The sequence below is a fragment of the Micromonospora sp. NPDC048843 genome (assembly GCF_040649965.1).
Lineage (GTDB): Bacteria > Actinomycetota > Actinomycetes > Mycobacteriales > Micromonosporaceae > Micromonospora > Micromonospora hortensis.
This window is the reverse complement of sequence record NZ_JBEZGJ010000154.1, coordinates 1-17,635: the sequence shown is the minus strand read 5'-3', so window position 1 is coordinate 17,635 and position 17,635 is coordinate 1. Positions and strand designations below refer to the sequence as shown.

The following is a 17,635-nucleotide window of genomic DNA, read 5'->3' as shown; positions in this document are numbered from 1 at the left end:
TCCTGCGCGAGGGGCTTTTTTGTGCCCGCCGCCGGCCCGGCCCGGTGGTGCCGAGACGAAGCGAAGCGAAGCGAGGAGAGACGATGAGTGAGGCAGGGGCCGCCGCCGTCGATGTTCAAAACCCTGGTGTACGCGTCTCAGCCGCCGATCGGAGCGGTCTCCTTGCCGCCCTGCGGCTGCTCGGGCTTGACCGAGCGGAGCAGTACGGTGGCCACGTCGATCACCTCGACCTGTTCGCCGGCGCCCTTGCCGTTGACCCCGTCGCTGAGCATGGTCGAGCAGAACGGGCAGCCGACAGCCACCGTCTTCGCCCCGGTCGCCATGGCCTCCTCGACGCGGTCCACGTTGATCCGCTTGCCGATCTTCTCCTCCATCCACATCCGGGCGCCGCCCGCGCCGCAGCAGAAGGAGCGTTCGCTGTTGCGCGGCATCTCGGTCAGGTCGCCAGCGATGGCGTCGCCGAGGACCTCCCGGGGGGCCGCGAAGACGCGGTTGTGCCGACCCAGGTAGCAGGGGTCGTGGTAGGTGACGCCGCCGTCGACCGGCTGCACCGGCGTGAGCTTGCCGGTGGCGACCAGGTGCGCGAGCAGTTGGGTGTGGTGGACCACCTCGAACTCCCCGCCGAGCTGCCCGTACTCGTTGCCCAGGGTGTTGAAGCAGTGCGGGCAGGTAGCGACGATCTTGCGCTTGGTCTTGTCCCGGCCCTCGAACGCCTCGTTCAGCGTCTCGACGTTCTGCTGGGCGAGCATCTGGAAGACGAACTCGTTGCCGATCCGTCGTGCCGGGTCGCCGGAGCAGGTCTCGCCCTCGCCGAGGATCGCGAACTTCACGCCCGCCTCGTTGAGCAGCGTGGCGACCGCGCGAGTGGTCTTCTTGGCCCGATCCTCGAACGCGCCGGCGCAGCCGACCCAGAACAGGTACTCGAAGTCGTCCACCTCGCCGACCCGGGGCACCTCGAAGTCCAGGCCCTTGGTCCAGTCCTCGCGGGTGTTTTGCGGGGCGCCCCACGGGTTGCCCTTGTTCTCCAGGTTGCGCAGCATCACGCCAGCCTCGGAGGGGAAGCTCGACTCGATCAGCACCTGGTAGCGGCGCATGTCGACGATGTGGTCGACGTGTTCGATGTCCACCGGGCACTGCTCGACGCAGGCGCCGCAGGTGGTGCAGGACCAGAGCACGTCCGGGTCGATGACACCGCCCTCCTCGGCGGTGCCGATCAACGGCTTGTCGGCCTCGGCGAGGGCCAGCACGTCCAGGTGGGCCAGCTGTGCCTGAGTGGCCTTCTCCTCGCCGGTCAGGTCCTTGCCGCCACCGGCCAGCAGGTAGGGCGCCTTCGCGTACGCGTGGTCGCGCAAACTCAGGATGAGCAGCTTGGGCGAGAGGGGCTTACCGGTGTTCCAGGCCGGGCACTGCGACTGGCAGCGGCCGCACTCGGTGCAGGTGCTGAAATCCAGGAGGCCCTTCCAGCTGAACTGCTCGACGTGGGCGACGCCGAACTGGTCCTTCTCCGGGTCCGCCTCCTCGAAGTCGAGCGGCTTGCCCTGGCTCGTCATCGGGCGCAGCGCGCCGAGACCGGAGCCGGCCGGCCTGGCCGGCTCCCGCTTGAAGAAGATGTTGGGGAACGCCAGGAAGCGGTGCCAGGCGACGCCCATCGTGACGTTCAGGGAGATGACGATCAGCCACGTCATCGAAATAATGATCTTGATGGCCGCGGCGACGCTGACGCCGTCCGCCCAGTCGGGCAGCACCGCACCAACCGCGTGGCTGACCGGAGTGGCCCAGAACGGGAACTCGAAGTGGTCGGTGGCGACCTTGAAGCCCCGGATCACGAAGCCGAAGATCAGGACCAGCAGCACGATCCACTCGACGAAGTAGCCCTGCCACATGGTCGAGCCGGTGAACCGGGACCGCCCGCCCGGGCGGGTCGGCCGGTTGCGCAGCCGGATCGCCATCAGCACCAGGATGCCGACCAGACTCAGCACCCCGATGATCTCGGTGACCAGACCGAAGATCGTCCAGTGCCCGATGATCGGCAGACCGCCGTCGGTGGTGCCCACCTCGAAGTACGCCTCGAGCACCAGTAGCGACAGCACGACGAAGCCGACCATCACGAACCAGTGCGCGGCGCCCACCACGCCCCACTTGAGCATCCGGGTGTGGCCGGCCGTCTCCACCAGCATCGTCCTGGCGCGGGCGACCTTGTCGGAGAACCGCTCCGGCGCGGGTTGCCCGAGCCGGATGACTGCCACCATCTTCAGGACCGCACGCACCGCAAGCCACACCGCCACGGCGGTGATGGCGGCCGCGAGGATCGTGGTGACGATCTGGACGCTGCCCATCGAGTTGGCCTCCCCGGTCTGCTGCCTGATGACCTCGCTGTGCTCGGTCATGCAGTGCAGCCTACGCGAAGGTTACCCAGCGGTAACGTGAGTCATCTCGCAGTAGGCCGCGCTGCCTGCGCACACCATAGGGGGCCCCACCCGATCCTGCTGGGCAGGGGCTCGACGGGGTGACGTGGGACCGCCGACGCGACGGTCCGCTCGGATCAGCGCCAGCGAGAGAGCAACCCCAGCGAGGCGACCATCGCACCGAAGCCGACGGCGAGGTTCCAGTAACCCCACGCCATGACCGGGTACTCCTGCTCGGACAGGTAGTAGAGCACCAGCCAGCCGATCCCGACGACGATCAAGGCGACCGCGGTGATCGGCAACCACACCGGGCTAGGCTTGCGCGACGAAGACGTCGTCGTCGTCGGACGTACGTCCGTCGGCGGGGTGTACACCTTCTTCTTACGGACCTGAGACTTGGGCACGGCGCTCTCCAGAGGGGTGACGACCTCGTCCGGCCTGACAACCGGGCGCGGGGGCGACGGTCCATGGCCAATAATGTTCGAGAGCTAGCGTAGTCCCGATTGGCCGCCTGGACCACGAATGGGGTCAGGCCGGTGCACGGAGTGACCGAAAGAGGCGGGACTGTTCGCATCACCGGCCCAGCCGGCACGGACCGATCCCCGACACGCGGAAGGAACGCTCGGTGGAGTACACATCCGGCGCAACCTCCTGGCAGAAGGTCCTCCGACGGGCCGCCGCCGGGCTGCTGCCCCGGCGACCGCGCCAACGCCGTCCGGGCTGGTCGATCGGGGTGCCCCTGATCGCCGCGGCGGCCGGGTTGCTCTTCACCACCACCGCGACCACCGCGGGCGGCACCGCTCTCCGAGAGGACCGGCGCCCCCAGCTCAACCAACTCATCGAGGACCGCCGCGAACAGGTCGCCGCCAGCGAGCGCCGCGCCGCCACGCTGCGCGGCGAGGTCGAGCAACGGACCAACACCCTGGCCGGGTCGGACGCCCCGATCAAGGCTCAACAGAATCGCGCCCAGGGCAGCCTCCAGAACGCCGGGTTCACCGCCCTCAGCGGGCCCGGGGTCACAGTCGAGCTGAACGACGCGCCCCAACTCGAGCAGACGCAGTCGGACGCCAGCAACGACGACCTGGTGGTGCATCAGGGGGACGTGCAGGCGGTGGTCAACGCGCTCTGGGCCGGCGGAGCCGAGGCCATGTCAATCATGAATGTCCGCGTGCTCACCACCAGCGCGGTACGCTGCGTCGGTAACACCCTGCTACTGCACGGCCGGGTGTACTCCCCACCGTTCAAGATCGTAGCGATCGGCGATCCCGCTGCCCTCCAGCAGGCCCTCGCCAGCTCTCAGGGAGTCCGGTTGTTCAAGGACGCGGTCGACGACTACCAGCTTGGCTACAGCGAGACGGCCTCCACTGTGCGAGTTCCCGCATTCGAGGATTCCACCGCCCTGCGCTCGGCTACGGTGCCCAAGTGAGCGGGCCGGACGAACGACGCGACGGGCGACACCGGGACCAGACCGACGAGCCGACAGCCTTTCTGCCCAAGTTCGACCGGCCCGAGTCGGCACCGGGCCGACCGACCCCGGCCAGCAACTGGCCCGAGCCGGTGCTGCAACCGCCGCGCGCTGAGCAGCCGCCGCGACCCGAGCAGCCGCCGCGAGCCCAGCAGCCGCCGCACGCCGAGCAGCCGCCGCCGAGCGTCACTCGACCCGAGCCGCCCGGGACCCCGGGCCGCCCGGGTGCCGAAGCGCCGCCGCCGTGGCCGGGCAGCGCGGCTGCCGGGCCGGGCTCGCACGGCAGCGCCGGGGTTCCCCCCGCGACCACCCCCGGCCGACCGACCGCCAGCAACCAGGGCCCGGTTCGGCCCGCTGCCCCCGGCAACGCCCCGACCCGACCCCCCGCACCCAGCGCCGCGTCCACCCGACCGACCGCGCCCGGCACCGCGCCGACCCGCCCGCCGGGCGCAGGCAACCCACCCGGCACCGCACCGACCCGCCCGGCCACGCCCGGCGGGATGCCGATGCCGACCCGGCCGGCGGCCCCCGGTACACCGAGCCGGCCTGTCTCCTCCGGGCCCTCGACGCCGCCGCTTGCCGACTCGCCGACCGCGTACATTCCGCAGGTCACCGCCCGTCCCGGCCGACCCACCGGCTCCCCGGCCACCCCGGTCTCACCGGCCGCCCCCGAGCGCGTCGCAGCGGCCGGGCCGGAAGGCTTCGTGTCGACCGGGCCGAGCCGGGTCCCGCCGACCGGGCCGAGCCGGGTCCCGCCGAGCGCTGGCGGGGATCGCGGCGCGGACCCGGCCGCCACCGCGTTGATTCCGGCAGTGCCAGGCACTCCTGCCACCAGGCCGCCGACAATGGATTCGACAGCGTTGATGGGGGCCGTCCCCCGCACCGCCGTCCCGGATGAGCCGACCGCCGCCAACCCCGCCGACCCTCCCCAACCCCGACGCGGCGAGCGGGTGGTGCAACTTCGGCCGCACCAGACCGGTGAGGGCTACAAGAGCGTCTACTCCGAGCTGACCCGACCGTCGTTCGGCTCGCGACTGCGCACCGGCGTCCGCGTCACCGGCGAAATCCTGATCACCTTCGGTCTGGTGGTCCTGCTCTTCGCCGGCTACGAGGTCTGGGGCAAGTCGGCCATCGTCGACGCCCACCAGAACGACCTCAACAACCAGTTGGCCCAGGCGTGGGGCCCGACCGACGACCCGACGGTGGCCCCGTCTGTCGGCCCGAGCGTCAAACCGTCCCCGCCGGTACGCGGAAAGCCGCTCGCCGGCCTCTACATCCCCAAGCTCGACAAGAACTGGGTCGTCGTCGAGGGCGTCACTCAGCAGGACATTCGCTTCGCCCCCGGCCACTACCCGACCAGTGCGCTCCCCGGCCAGGTGGGCAACTTCTCCGTCGCCGGCCACCGCAACCGGGCCACCTTCTGGCGGCTGGACGAGCTGAATGAGGGCGACCCGATAGTGGTCGAGAGCAAGACCGACTGGTACGTCTACCGGGTGTCGCAGTCCCGGATCGTCCGGCCGACCCAGGTCGAGGTGGTGGCACCGGTGCCCGGCGAACCGGACAAGAAGGCGACCAAGCGGATGCTCACCCTCACCACGTGCAACCCGAAGTTCGACAACTACCAGCGCCTGATCATCCACGCCGAACTGGACCGCACCCAACCCAAGTCCGCGGGCCGGCCGGCGGAGCTGGGAGGCTGACCCGATGTACGCGTTCATCTGGCGCAAGCTGCCGTTCGGCGTGGTAGGAAAGTTGACCGGCTCGGTCCTTCTGGTGGCTGCCACTGTGGCCCTGCTGTGGTACGTCGCCTTCCCGTGGGCCGAGCCCCTGCTGCCCTTCGACGACGTGCAGGTCGAGTCAGGAGTGCCCGCCGAGACGGGTGGCGGCGGCGACCCGGTGACCGGGGAGACCCCGGCCGGCGACGAGCACGAACTGCCGTACGACACCGACCAGAACAACCCCGCGCCCCCCTCCCCGAGCAGGTGACCATGCGCGTCCTGGTGATCGACAACTACGACTCCTTCGTGTTCAACCTCGTGCAGTACCTGGGCCAGCTCGGCGTGGACTGCGAGGTCCGCCGCAACGACGAGATCGACGTCGCCGAGGTGGGCACTGTTGGCGCCGACGGCATCCTGCTGTCGCCCGGGCCGGGCAGCCCGGACCGGGCCGGCATCTGTCTGGACGTCATCCGGGAGTACGCGGGCCAGCTCCCGATCTTCGGCGTCTGCCTCGGCCATCAGGCGATCGGCGAGGCCTTCGGGGCGACGGTGACGCGCGCCCCCGAGCTGCTGCACGGCAAGACCTCCGAGGTACGACACCACTCGGTCGGCGTACTCGCCGGTCTGCCCGACCCGTTCACCGCCACCCGGTACCACTCGCTGGCCGTGCTGCCCGAGACGCTCCCCGACGAGCTGGAGGTCACCGGCTGGACCGGCTCCGGCGTGGTGATGGCGATGCGGCACCGGACGCTGCCCATCGAGGGCGTCCAGTTCCACCCGGAGTCGGTGCTCACCGAGGGCGGTCACCTGATGCTGGCCAACTGGCTGGCCAGTTGCGGTCACCCCGAGGCGCTGGAGCGGGCGCCCGCGCTGGCCGCCGATGTGGACGCCCGTCGTCGGGCGGCCTTCGCCACCGCCTGAGGCGGCGGCCCGATCACCGGATCATCGTGACCCCGTGCGGGCCGGGTCAGCCCCGCAGCGCGTCCTGGACCGCGGGACTCGCGGGCGAACGCACCGCTGGTGGTCGGTCGCGTACCGCGTCCCAGGCCGCCTTGCCACTGGCGAAGTAGTCCCGAACCGACTTCTCGGCGAGCAGGGCGGCGCCACAACCGTCGCAGCGAGCGGTCACTCCGTCGACGTCGAGGCCGAGCTGCCGGCACAGCGTCACCGCCCGGGACAGGTGGTAGGACTGGGTGACGATCAGGGCCCGCTCGACGCCGTACACCTCGCGGGCTCTCGCGCAGCTGTCGTAGGTGTCCAGGCCGAACGGGTCGGCCACCACCCGACGCCTGTCGACACCGCGCTCGGCGAGGTACGTCGTCATCACCGCCGGCTCGTCGCCGGACTCCCCACCGCCGTCGCCCGACACCAAGACCACTGTGGCTCGCCCGCTGGTCACCAACTCGGCGGCGGTGTCCAGGCGGCCGGCGAGACGGTCGCCCGGCCGCTGCCGATCGGCCGCCACCTCGGTGCCGAGCACGATCACCACGTCGGCGGCCGGCGCGTCGGCGGCGGCGTACAGGTGGCCGCGTGCGGCGAGCGTCGTCCACAGCCACGGGGAGCTGGCGAGCACCAGCACGACGAGACCCGCGACGGCCAGCCGGCGGAGGCGTCGAGGCCACCGCCGCACCGCGCTGACCGGGGACGATTCAGCCCGCGTCATGCCGATGCCCGGGTGTGGCCTAGTCCTGGGGCCGGCTCGGCGGGGGTGGGAACGGCAGACCGATGCCGCCCCCGTTACCGGGAGTGGTCGGCGTGCCCGTCGGCGTGCCCGTCGGCGTCACGGAGGGCGTCGGGTCGGTCTCCGGCTCGGGCTGACTCACCTTGATGATCACCCTCGTGCCGGTGGGCTTCTTCTCCTTGCCGTTCGGGCTCTGGTCGGTGACCGTCCCCGCCTGGTCGGCGGGCACCTCCGGCCCCTTCTGCACGTCGACAGTGAAGCCGTCGTTCCGGAGGACGCGGGTGGCCTCCTCCTGGCCCAACCCGACGACGTCCGGCACCTCGCGGATGTTGCCCTTCGAGACCGTGAGCTTCACCTGCGTACCTTCGGGAACGCTCTCACCCTCGGGCGGGTCGACGCTGAGGACCTCGTCCTGGCTCGCCTCGTCGTTGACCGTCTTGACGTCGAACTTGAGCTTCGCCTCGGTGAGCCGGGCGATGGCGCTCTCCCGCTTGCTGCCCTTGAGCCCGGCGGGAACACGCACCTCGGGCTTACCGCCACAGATCTGAATGGTGACAGTGCCGTTCTGCTTCACCGAGGTGGTCGGCAGCGGGTTCTGCTTGACGACAGTGCCCTCGGTGCAGTCACTGGCCAGCACCGGGTCACCCACCTGTGCGGACAGACCGGCTTTCTGGATCTCGGCGATCGCCACGTCCCGGGCCTTGCCGGTGAGGGTGGGCACCGACTTCAGGTCGTTGTCCTTCTGCATGTTCCAGAGCAGGGCGGCGACCAGGGCGATCACCGCCAGCACGCCGACCGCGCTGAACGTCGCGATCAGCCAGGAGGACGCCTTGCGCTGACGGGGGTCACCCACCCGGGCCGGGATCTGCCCGGTCTGCGGCCCACGGCCGGAAGCCGGATAGCCGCCCCCACCGCCGGCCGGGGCCATCGCCACCGTCTCCGCCTCGCGCAGCACCGGGGTGGCCAGCACGGGCCGGCCGGCGGCGGCGCGGAGCAGGTCGGCCCGCATCTCGCCAGCGCTCTGGTAGCGGTTCAGCGGGTTCTTCGACAGCGCCTTGAGCACGATCGCGTCGACGGCCGGGGTGACGTCCGGGTTGATGTCGCTCGGCGTCGGCGGCGTCTCCCGTACGTGCTGGTAGGCGACGCTGACCGGGCTGTCCCCGACGAACGGCGGGTGCCCGCAGACCAGTTCGAAGAGCACGCAGCCGGCCGCGTACACGTCGGAGCGCGCGTCGACGGCCTCGCCGCGTGCCTGCTCCGGTGAAAGATACTGGGCAGTGCCGATGACCGCGCTGGTCTGGGTCATGGTGGTCGCACCGCTGGCCAACGCCCGAGCGATGCCGAAGTCCATCACCTTGACCTGGCCCGTCTGGGTGAGCATCACGTTGCCGGGCTTGATGTCCCGGTGGATGATGCCGTGCCGGTGGCTGAACTCCAGGGCAGCGCACATGTCGGCGCAGATCTCCAGCGCACGGCGCGGCTGAAGCCGCCCCTCGGCGCCGAGGACCTCCTTCAAGGTCCGTCCGTTGACGAACTCCATGACGATGAACGGCAGCGTCTCACCGGTCGGCGCGGTCTCCTCGCCGGTGTCGTAGACCGCCACGATGGCCGGATGGTTGAGCGAGGCGGCGTTCTGCGCCTCCCGACGGAACCGCATCTGGAACGTCGCGTCCCGGGCGAGGTCGGTGCGGAGCATCTTGATCGCGACGTCCCGACCGAGCCGGAGGTCGCGACCACGGTGCACCTCGGCCATGCCGCCATAGCCGAGCAGTTCGCCGACCTGGTACCTGCCACCGAGCAGGCGGGCCTGCGCTGTCATCGCGTCTGTCGTCCTTCGCTCGTCGTCGTCCCGCCGTTGCCCGGCTGGAGTCGTACCTCTCGACGGTACGACGTCCGGGTCGGATCGTCGCGCCGGTCGAGTCGTAGCGCGCCGGACGCCACGGTGCGCGGCGCCAGCCCGGCCGATACACCGGCCTGCGACTGCTTCCGTAGGTTGTAGGAAATCACGCCGGAGCAGAGCAGGACCAGCACGGCCAGCAGGATGGCGAGAAGCACCATTCCCGGCCGGGACCGCTGGGGCTGGGGCGACGGCGTCGCCGGGCCGGCCTGCCGGACGTACGCCGGCGGGTGTTCCTGCCGGGGCGGCCCGGACGGCACCGCTGCCGCACCGCGCGGGTAGCCGTTCGGTGCGCCCTGCGGCCGGACGGCCGGCGCGACGGCGGTGGGGCGTGGCTGTTGGGCGGGTGCGACAGCGGTCGGCCTGGCTCCGGCCACCGGTGGACGGGCAGCCGGTGGACGCATCTGGTGCGCCTGCGGCACCTGGGCCCGGCCGGGCGCGGCGGGTGAGGCGGGCGCCGCGGACACCGGCCCGGAGTTGGCGCCGGCCCGAGCCTGCTGGGAGAGCGTGGCCTTGAGCTGACGGGCGACTCCGGCGAGAGCGGCGGCGCTCGGCCAGCGGGCGGCCGGGTCCTTTGCCAACGCCCGTTCGACAAGTGCTCGCACCTGCGGAGGGATGTCGGCCGGCAGTGGCCGGGGCGTCTCCCGGACGTGTCGCATCGCGATGTCGAGGGGGTTGTCGCCCTCGAACGGCCGCCGACCGGCCAGGCACTGGTAGGCGACCACGCCGAGGGCGTACACGTCGGACGCCGGGGTGGCCACGCCGCCGGTGGCCTGCTCCGGCGAGATGTACGAGGCGGTGCCGAGCACCGAACCGGCGGCGGTGAGCTGGCCGACCAGGTCGGAGCGGGCGATGCCGAAGTCGGTCAGGACCAGCGTGCCGTTCGGCCGGACCAGCAGGTTGCCCGGCTTCACATCGCGGTGCACGATGCCCTTCTCGTGCGCGGCGTGCAGCGCGTCGGCGGCCTGCGCGACGAGGGCCATCGTCCGGGCCGGGGTGAGCCGGCCGACCCGGCTCAACGTGGACGACAGGGCGTCACCCTCGACGTACTCCATGACCAGGAAGGCGATCTGCTGGTCGTTGCCGAAGTCGTAGACGTCCACCACGCCGGGATGATTGATGGTGGCCATGGTGCGGGCCTCGCCGCGGAACCGCTCACCGAAGTCCGGGTCGTCGAGCAGGGCGGGCAGCAGGCTCTTCACCGCGACCGTCCGGCCGAGCACCTGGTCGGTGCCGCGCCAGACGTCGCCCATGCCACCGCTGGCGATCCGCTCGTCGAGACGGTAGCGGTTGCCGAGCTGCACGCCGGGGCTGAGCATGTCAGCGACCCCCTGGGTCGGCGATGGCGGCCCGCATGATCTGACCGGCGATCCGAGCCGCCTCGGCGCTGCCACCGGGGCCGGCCTGCTCCAGCATCACGCAGACCGCGGAGACCGGGTTACCGTTCTTGTCCAGGGCGAAGCCGATGAACCAGCCGTGGTCGGGCCGGTCCGGGGCGGACTGGGCGGTGCCGGTCTTGCCGCCGACCGTGTAGCCGTTGATCGCGGCCTTTCGCCCGGTGCCGTTCTGGACCACGCTGACCATCATCTCGCGCAGGTCGGTGGCGACCTGCGGCTCGACGGGCTGACGCAGCTCCCGCGCCTTCGCTGTGTAGTAGCTGGTGGTCCGGTCCGGAGCGAGCAGCTGCCGCACCAGGTACGGCCGCATCTGGCTGCCGTTGTTGGCGATCGAGCCGGCGATCATGGCGCCTTCGAGGGGCGTCATCCGGACGTTGTTCTGACCGATCGAGGACTGGGCCAGCGCGGCCGGGTCGGTGCTGCCGTCCTGGTTCTGCATCGTCCCGGTTCGACTGGCCGCCGTGGGCAGGCCGCCCTCGCCGAGCTGGCCGACGGTCAGGTCCTCCTGCTCGAAACCGAACTGGCGGGCCTTCTCCTTGACGGTCTCCGCGCCGAGCCGCACACCGAGCTGGGCGAAGCCGGTGTTGCACGACTTGGTGACCGCCTCCAGCAGGCTGACCTGCCGAGTCGGGCAGATCGACGGATCGGCGTTGCGGATCGGGGTGCCCGAGGTGGGCGCGGTGTAGCTGGGACCGGCCGGGATCTGGGTGGACTTGGTGACGCCGTTCTCCAGCGCCGCCGCCGCCACCACGATCTTGAAGGTGGAGCCCGGCGGCAGCGTCTCGGCGAGCGCGCGGTTCTTCAGCGGACCTTCCGGGTCCTGTTCCAGCTTGTTGTACGCCGCCGCCGCCTCCTTTGTGTCATGGCTGGCCAGCGGGTTCGGGTTGAAGCTCGGCATGGAGACCAGCGCCTGGATGGCACCGGTACGCGGGTCGATGGCGATCGCCGCGCCCCGCTTCGCACCCACCTCGTTGTTGCCCAGCTGCTCGTACGCCACGTCCTGGGCCCGCTTGGAGAGCGTGAGGAGCACGTTGCCGCCGCCGGTGTCGTCGCCGGTGAACATGTCCTTCAACCGGTCGCCGATCAGCTGGTCGCTGGTGCCGGCCAGGAAGTCGTTCTCCACCTGCTCGATGCCCTGGTCGGCCAGGTTGACCGGCTTGTAGCCGAGCACGTGGGCGTACTTGGCGCCGCTGGGGTAGGTGCGCAGGAACTTCAGGCTGCCGGTGGTCTCCTTGCTCGTGGCCACGGCCGTGCCACCAGCCTCGATGTTGCCGCGCTTGCGGTCGTACTCGGCGACCTGAACCCGACCGTTGTAGTCGCTGGTCCGGTATTCATCCGCCTTGTAGGCCTGGATCCAGTTGAGGTTGGCGAAGAGCAGACCGAACAGGACCATGACGACGACGCCAACGCGGCGCAGGGGTGCGTTCACGGCTTGATCACCTCCGTGGGAGCACCGTGCAGCTGCTCGGGCGGGCCACCGCCGGGTCGGACCGCCTTGCCCCCGCTGCCCCCGGTCACCGGTCGGCGGGCCCCGTCGGAGACCCGCAGCAGCACCGCGATGAGCAGCCAGTTGGCCATCAACGACGACCCGCCGGCGGACAGGAACGGGGTGGTCTGACCGGTCAGCGGGATGAGCTTGCTGATCCCGCCGACGATCACGAAGACCTGGAGGCCGAGGGTGAACGCCAGACCGCCGGCGAGCAGCTTGCCGAACGAGTCCCGTACCGCGAGCGCGGCACGCAGCCCGCGCTCCACGATCAGCAGGTAGACGACCAACAGCGCGGACAGGCCGAAGAGGCCGATCTCCTCACCGATGCCGGCGAAGATGAAGTCGTTCTGCACCTCGGGCAGGATCTCCGGCTGACCGCCGCCCGGCCCCGCGCCGAAGAGCCCGCCAGTGCCCAGGGCGAGCAGGCCCTGCACGAGTTGGTAGCCCTTGTTGGTCGGGTCGGCGAACGGGTCGAGCCAGATCTCCGCCCGCACGTAGAAGTTGGCGAACGGCCCGCCGACAGTCGAGCCGAGGACATAGGCGAGGTACGCGCCGCCGAAGAAGAGGACCAGGCCGATCAGCAGCCAACTGACCCGTTCGGTGGCGATGTAGAGCGTCACCACGAACATGCCGAAGTAGAGCAGCGAGGTGCCCAGGTCCTTCTCGAAGACCAGCACCAGGACGCTGATCAGCCAGACGCCGACCACCGGCCCGAGGTCACGGCCACGCGGAAAGTCGATGCCGAGGAAGCGCCGGCTGGCCAGCGACAGCACCTCACGCTTGCGCACCAGGTAGTAGGCGAAGAAGACCAGCAGCGCCAGCTTGGCGAACTCACCCGGCTGGATCGAGAAGCTGCCGACCCGAACCCACAGCTTCGCGCCGTTGATCTCGGAGATGCTCGGCGGCAGCACCGCCGGGATCATCACCAGCACGATGCCGGCCAACCCCAGGGTGTACGCGTACCGCGAGATCGACCGGTGGTCGCGCATGATCGCGAGCAGGCCGGCGGCGAGGATCACCGCACTGAGCGTCCAGGCCAGCTGCCGCCCGCCCTGCCCCGCGAAGACGGCCAGGCTCTCCCGCTCGGCCACCGGGGCGTCGCCCAGGTCGATCCGGCGCAGGAAGCCCACCCCGAGCCCGTTGAGCAGGGCCACCGCCGGCAGCAGCGCCGGGTCGGCGAACGGGGCCAGGAACCGGATGACCAGGTGCAGGCCGAGGAAGACCGCGCCGAGCGCGGCGGCCGGCATCCAGAAGTCCGAGGTGACAGTGTCCAGCAGGTTCGCCTCGACGGTCGCCCCGTACGCGGCCACCAGCACCATCGCGAGCAACAGCAGGTACAGCTCGGCGTTGCGGCGCGACCGCGCCAGGCGTACGCCGGATTGCTCGCCCGCGGTGGCGGGCGAGGGTGCCGGTGTGGCCGCTACGGTCACGGGTGGAGTCCTCAGGATCTCAGCCGACGCTCACTCAGGAGACCGGCAGCCGGCCGTGTCGAGCGCCGGTGTGGCCGAGTCGGAGGGCGTGACGTCGGGTGTGGTGGTCGCGCCGGCCCCACCGAGAGCGGTGGTGGCACCGACGGTCGGGCTTGCGCTGACAACCCCGTTGGGGGTCGGCGACGCGTTGGCGCTCGGGCTGCCGTTCGGGGTCGGCGTCGAACCGACCGGGGTCGGCGTCGGAGTCGGCGTGGTGACCCCGGCGGCGGTCGGGTCGAGTGGACAGAGCGGCTTCAGGTTGGGGTTGCTCGGCGTGTCGCTGGTCAACTCGGCGAGTTGACGCTCGGCGTCCGGCTCACTCTTGGCCCGGATACCGACCTTGACGGTGTCCTGTGCGGCGACGGTGAGGTCGTCCAGGCGGGTGCCGCTGCGACGGTGCACGCTGGACAGGTCCATCCCGGCGATCTGACCCTGGACACCGCGGAAGACGGCAACCTGGCCCTCTTCGGTGGCTCCCACGTAGTACTGCCGCTGGGTGTAGGTCCAACCACCGAACGCCGCACCACCGACGATCACCAGCAGGGCCAGCGCCATGGCGGCGGTCCGGACCGGGCGTCGCTTCGGCCGGTCGGCGTCGTCGTCGGAGGCCGCCGGCTCCTCGGGCGCGGCCGGGCGCGGCGCGGAGAGCGCCGAGGCTCGGGCGGCCGGAGTCGAGTCGTCGGCGGAGGTCGCCATGCCGCGGTCCCGGGCGGCGGCGCCGCCCACGATCGGGGTCGCCTCGACGATGTCCTGGTCCGTGGCGTCGGCGATGATCACCGTGATGTTGTCCGGCCCACCGCCGCGCAGCGCGAGCTGCACCAGCCGCTCGACGCACTGCTGCGGGTCGGTGTACTCGCGCAGGGTCTCGCCGATGGTTTCGGCGCTGACCACACCTGAGAGGCCGTCGCTGCAGATCAGATACCGGTCGCCGGGCATGACCTGGCGGACCGAGTATTCCGGGTCGATGTCCCGACCGTCGAGGGCGCGGGTGAGCAGCGACCGCTGCGGGTGACTGCTCGCCTCCTCGGCGCTGATGCGGCCTTCGTCGACCAGCATCTGGACGTAGGTGTCGTCCTTGGTGATCTGCGCGAACTCGCCATTGCGCAGCAGGTAGGCCCGCGAGTCGCCAATGTGGACCATCCCCAGCTTGCTGCCGGTGAAGAGGGTCGCCGTCAGCGTGGTGCCCATCCCCTCCAGCTGTGGGTTGGCGTCCACCGTGTCGCGGAGTTGTTGGTTGGCGGTGCCCACGGCCGAACGCAACGCATCGACGAGAGCGTCCCCCGGGACGTCCTCGTCGAGCGGCGCCATGGCACCGATGACGATGTTGCTGGCGACGTCACCGGCGGCCATACCGCCCATGCCGTCGGCAACGGCGAGTAACCGCGGCCCGGCGTAGACGGAGTCTTGATTGCCGTCTCGGATCAGACCGCGGTCGCTGTGGGCCGCATAGCGCAGGGTCAGAGTCATGGCCGTAATTCGAGGGAAGTGCGGCCGATCCGGATCGGCACGCCGAGGGGGACGGGGGTTGGTCCGGAGACCTTAGCGCGATCGAGGTACGTGCCGTTAGTCGAGCCGAGGTCCTCGACGTACCACTGCCCCTCACGCGGCATGAGCCGGGCGTGTCGCGCTGAGGCGTAGTCGTCGGTGATGACCAGGGTGGAGTCCTCAGCCCGACCAATGGTGATCTGCGCTTCACCGAGAGTGATTTTGGTGCCGGCCAGCTGACCGGCCGTCACCACCAGCTGGTGCGCCGCTCTGCCCCGTTTCACCTTCGCCGGCTTCGCCGCCTGCCCCGTCGAGGCGCCTACCGCGCGTGGCGCGGCCACCAGACGACCGGACCGGGCGCCCGCGAAGAGGTCCCGGCGGATCACGCCGACCACCGTGAACACGAAGATCCACAGCAGGATCAGGAACCCGAACCGGGCAACGGTGATGACCAGTTCCGGCAAGGCGGGTCAGCCGTCCACGCGGAAGGTCAGCGTCGTCGTCCCGAGCTGGACCATGTCACCGGGGTTGAGCGCGACGGCGGAGACCCGCTGCCCGTTCACCATGGTGCCGTTGGTCGAACCCAGGTCGGTCAACACGACCTGGCCCCCGTCGAAATCCAGCCGGGCGTGTCGCCGGGAGATGCCGACGTCGGGTAGACGCAGGTTGGCCTGGTCGCCGCGACCGATCACCGTCGACCCCATCTGGAGGGGGTAGGTGCGACCGTCGCCGGAGACCAGCCGCACGTTGCGACCGCCACCGTGCCCGGGCGGCGGACCGTAGCCACCGCCCTGGTCGTACGCGGGGTAGGCGGGCGGGCCGGCGTCGTAGCCGGGCGCCGACACCGGGGCGACCTCACCGCCGGTGTAGACCTCGGCCGTGACACGGAACATGCCCGTGTCCAGACCCTCGCCTCGCTCGATCTCGACGATCACGTCGCCGTAGACCGTCCACGCCTGCTCGCCGATGAACTCCGCCTGCGACTGGGCCAACTCCTGGGCCAGCGCGGCGGCGTACGGCGCCAGCCGACTGTGGTCGAACGGCGAGAGATCGATCACGTAGCGGTTGGGCACCAACGTGCGCCCACCGGCCAGGATCGCCTTGTGCGCCTCGGCCTCCCGCTGCATGGCGTTGAGGATCTCCACGGGGTGAACCACCCCTTTGAAGACCTTGGCGAAGGCCCCTTCGACCAGGCCTTCCAGACGCTTCTCGAAGCGTTGCAGCACGCTCACCGGCTCCTCCTCGGGTCCCGAGGACATGATGGTATCCGGCCGGCGCGCGCGCAGCTCACACGCCGCTCGGCCGGCTGCTCTCGACCCGTTCGGAAGGGCCGGGATTGTCGTGCTAATCTTTCGTCCGCCACGAACGGTAATCGCTCGTGGCGAGCGCCGGGGACAGCGTAGTATTCCCGAGGCCCGTTGGAGACAGCGGGGCCGGGCGGCTAGAGTGTTCCGGGTTGTGCCACGGGGATGTGGCGGAATGGCAGACGCGCACGGTTCAGGTCCGTGTGCCCGAAAGGGCGTGGGGGTTCAACTCCCCCCATCCCCACCAACGACGAGGGCTCCGCTTCATGCGGGGCCCTTCCGTCATATCGGGGCGTGCTGGACGTCACGCTATGCTCCGATGGATTCTGCCTCCGATGGACCAGGAGTGGCGTGTGAGTGTCGCGTTGGTGACAGGGTCGGGTGGTCTGATCGGCTCCGAGGCGGTCCGGCATTTCGCCGGCCTCGGTCTGGATGTTGTCGGCATCGACAACGACATGCGCCGGTATTTCTTCGGCGAGGACGGCTCCACCTCGTGGAGCCTTGAACGGCTCGGCCGTGACCTGGGCAACGCGTACACCCACTTCGCGGTGGACATCCGGGACCGGGACGGCCTGGAGCAGGTGTTCAAGAAGTACGGCTCGGACATCGCCGTGGTGATCCACAGCGCTGCCCAGCCGAGCCATGACTGGGCAGCCAAGGAGCCGTACACGGACTTCGACGTGAACGCCGGCGGCACGCTCAACATCCTGGAGAACACGCGCCGGCACGCGATCGACGCACCGTTCATCCACTGCTCGACGAACAAGGTGTACGGCGATCGGCCCAACAGCCTGCCGCTCATCGAGCTGGAGACCCGGTACGAGCTGCCCGAGGACCACCGCTGGTACCAGGGCATCACCGAAGAGATGTCGATCGACCACTCGCTGCATTCGGTCTTCGGGGCCTCCAAGGTCGCCGCGGACGTGATGGTCCAGGAGTATGGGCGTTACTTCGACATGAAGACCGCCTGCTTCCGGGGCGGCACGCTGACCGGCCCGGCGCACTCCGCGGCCGAGCTGCACGGGTTCCTGGCCTATCTGATGCGCTGCGTCATGGAGGGCCGGACGTACAACCTCTTCGGCTACAAGGGCAAGATGGTGCGGGACGCGATCCACTCGCACGATGTGCTGACCGCGTTCGAGGCGTTCTTCCGGGCCCCGCGATCCGCCGAGGTCTACAACCTCGGTGGCGGCCGGCACTCCAACACCTCGCACATCGAGGCGTTCCGGATCGCGGAGGAGATCACCGGCCGCGAGGCGCGGATCAACTACGTCGAGCAGAACCGCACCGGCGACCACCAGTGGTACGTCAGCAGCATGGCCAGG

At 70.4% G+C, this 17,635-nt stretch carries 15 protein-coding genes and 1 tRNA gene; 6 read left to right on the top strand and 10 right to left on the bottom strand.

Features of this window, described 5'->3' with window-relative positions; translation table 11 throughout:
• Positions 1–137 precede the first annotated feature (137 nt).
• Both AB0C20_RS28090 and AB0C20_RS28085 read right to left on the bottom strand, forming a co-directional pair.
• Positions 138–2,336, bottom strand: coding sequence for a (Fe-S)-binding protein (locus tag AB0C20_RS28090; RefSeq protein WP_357179486.1), 2,199 nt, complete (start codon positions 2,334–2,336; stop codon positions 138–140).
• 206 nt (positions 2,337–2,542) lie between these two features.
• The gene (locus AB0C20_RS28085; RefSeq protein WP_238687690.1) at positions 2,543–2,809 is read right to left on the bottom strand and encodes a cell division protein CrgA; all 267 of its coding nucleotides are present in this window, start codon (positions 2,807–2,809) and stop codon (positions 2,543–2,545) included.
• Between the two features lie 221 nt (positions 2,810–3,030).
• Between AB0C20_RS28085 and AB0C20_RS28080 the strand changes: the two genes are divergently transcribed.
• From AB0C20_RS28080 to AB0C20_RS28065, 4 genes are read left to right on the top strand one after another with little or no spacing between them, the layout of a single operon-like run.
• Entirely contained in the window at positions 3,031–3,831 is an 801-nt protein-coding gene (locus AB0C20_RS28080; protein ID WP_357178885.1) for a DUF881 domain-containing protein, read from the top strand.
• Positions 3,828–5,570, top strand: a complete 1,743-nt coding sequence (locus tag AB0C20_RS28075) for a class E sortase (protein ID WP_357178882.1) — start codon at positions 3,828–3,830, stop codon at positions 5,568–5,570. The genes AB0C20_RS28080 and AB0C20_RS28075 overlap by 4 nt, the downstream gene beginning before the upstream one ends.
• 4 nt (positions 5,571–5,574) lie before the next feature.
• On the top strand, positions 5,575–5,856 hold the full coding sequence (locus AB0C20_RS28070) for a hypothetical protein (protein ID WP_238687886.1): 282 nt from the start codon (positions 5,575–5,577) through the stop codon (positions 5,854–5,856).
• A gap of 2 nt (positions 5,857–5,858) precedes the next feature.
• Complete coding sequence (locus tag AB0C20_RS28065; protein ID WP_357178878.1) at positions 5,859–6,509, top strand: aminodeoxychorismate/anthranilate synthase component II; 651 nt, start codon at positions 5,859–5,861, stop codon at positions 6,507–6,509.
• A 46-nt stretch (positions 6,510–6,555) separates the two neighbouring features.
• On the opposite strand, the gene AB0C20_RS28060 is transcribed toward AB0C20_RS28065, so the two are convergent.
• From AB0C20_RS28060 to AB0C20_RS28025, 8 genes are read right to left on the bottom strand one after another with little or no spacing between them, the layout of a single operon-like run.
• On the bottom strand, positions 6,556–7,251 hold the full coding sequence (locus AB0C20_RS28060; protein WP_357569079.1) for an ElyC/SanA/YdcF family protein: 696 nt from the start codon (positions 7,249–7,251) through the stop codon (positions 6,556–6,558).
• 19 nt (positions 7,252–7,270) lie between these two features.
• Complete coding sequence (gene pknB, locus AB0C20_RS28055) at positions 7,271–9,088, bottom strand: Stk1 family PASTA domain-containing Ser/Thr kinase (RefSeq protein WP_238687684.1); 1,818 nt, start codon at positions 9,086–9,088, stop codon at positions 7,271–7,273.
• Entirely contained in the window at positions 9,085–10,485 is a 1,401-nt protein-coding gene (locus AB0C20_RS28050; protein WP_238687683.1) for a serine/threonine-protein kinase, read from the bottom strand. The genes pknB and AB0C20_RS28050 overlap by 4 nt, the downstream gene beginning before the upstream one ends.
• Position 10,486: 1 nt before the next feature.
• Positions 10,487–11,992 carry a penicillin-binding protein 2 gene (locus AB0C20_RS28045; protein ID WP_330439414.1) on the bottom strand — a complete coding sequence of 502 codons (1,506 nt, stop codon included), beginning with the start codon at positions 11,990–11,992 and terminating at the stop codon, positions 10,487–10,489.
• Positions 11,989–13,482, bottom strand: a complete 1,494-nt coding sequence (locus tag AB0C20_RS28040; RefSeq protein WP_266304081.1) for an FtsW/RodA/SpoVE family cell cycle protein — start codon at positions 13,480–13,482, stop codon at positions 11,989–11,991. The genes AB0C20_RS28045 and AB0C20_RS28040 overlap by 4 nt, the downstream gene beginning before the upstream one ends.
• A gap of 30 nt (positions 13,483–13,512) precedes the next feature.
• On the bottom strand, positions 13,513–14,988 hold the full coding sequence (locus AB0C20_RS28035) for a PP2C family serine/threonine-protein phosphatase (RefSeq protein WP_238687680.1): 1,476 nt from the start codon (positions 14,986–14,988) through the stop codon (positions 13,513–13,515).
• A complete protein-coding gene (locus AB0C20_RS28030; RefSeq protein WP_238687679.1) occupies positions 14,985–15,470 on the bottom strand; it encodes an FHA domain-containing protein in 486 nt (161 codons plus the stop codon). Before AB0C20_RS28030 ends, AB0C20_RS28035 begins: the two co-directional genes overlap by 4 nt.
• Positions 15,471–15,476: 6 nt before the next feature.
• Positions 15,477–16,265: a DUF3662 and FHA domain-containing protein gene (locus AB0C20_RS28025; RefSeq protein ID WP_007454122.1), complete on the bottom strand. Its 789-nt coding sequence runs from the start codon at positions 16,263–16,265 to the stop codon at positions 15,477–15,479.
• A 206-nt stretch (positions 16,266–16,471) separates the two neighbouring features.
• Here AB0C20_RS28025 and AB0C20_RS28020 point away from each other — a divergent pair.
• Positions 16,472–16,557 (top strand) — tRNA-Leu (locus tag AB0C20_RS28020).
• A 64-nt stretch (positions 16,558–16,621) separates the two neighbouring features.
• On the top strand, positions 16,622–17,635 hold a 1,014-nt coding region (locus AB0C20_RS28015), incomplete at its 3' end, for an NAD-dependent epimerase/dehydratase family protein (RefSeq protein WP_357569078.1).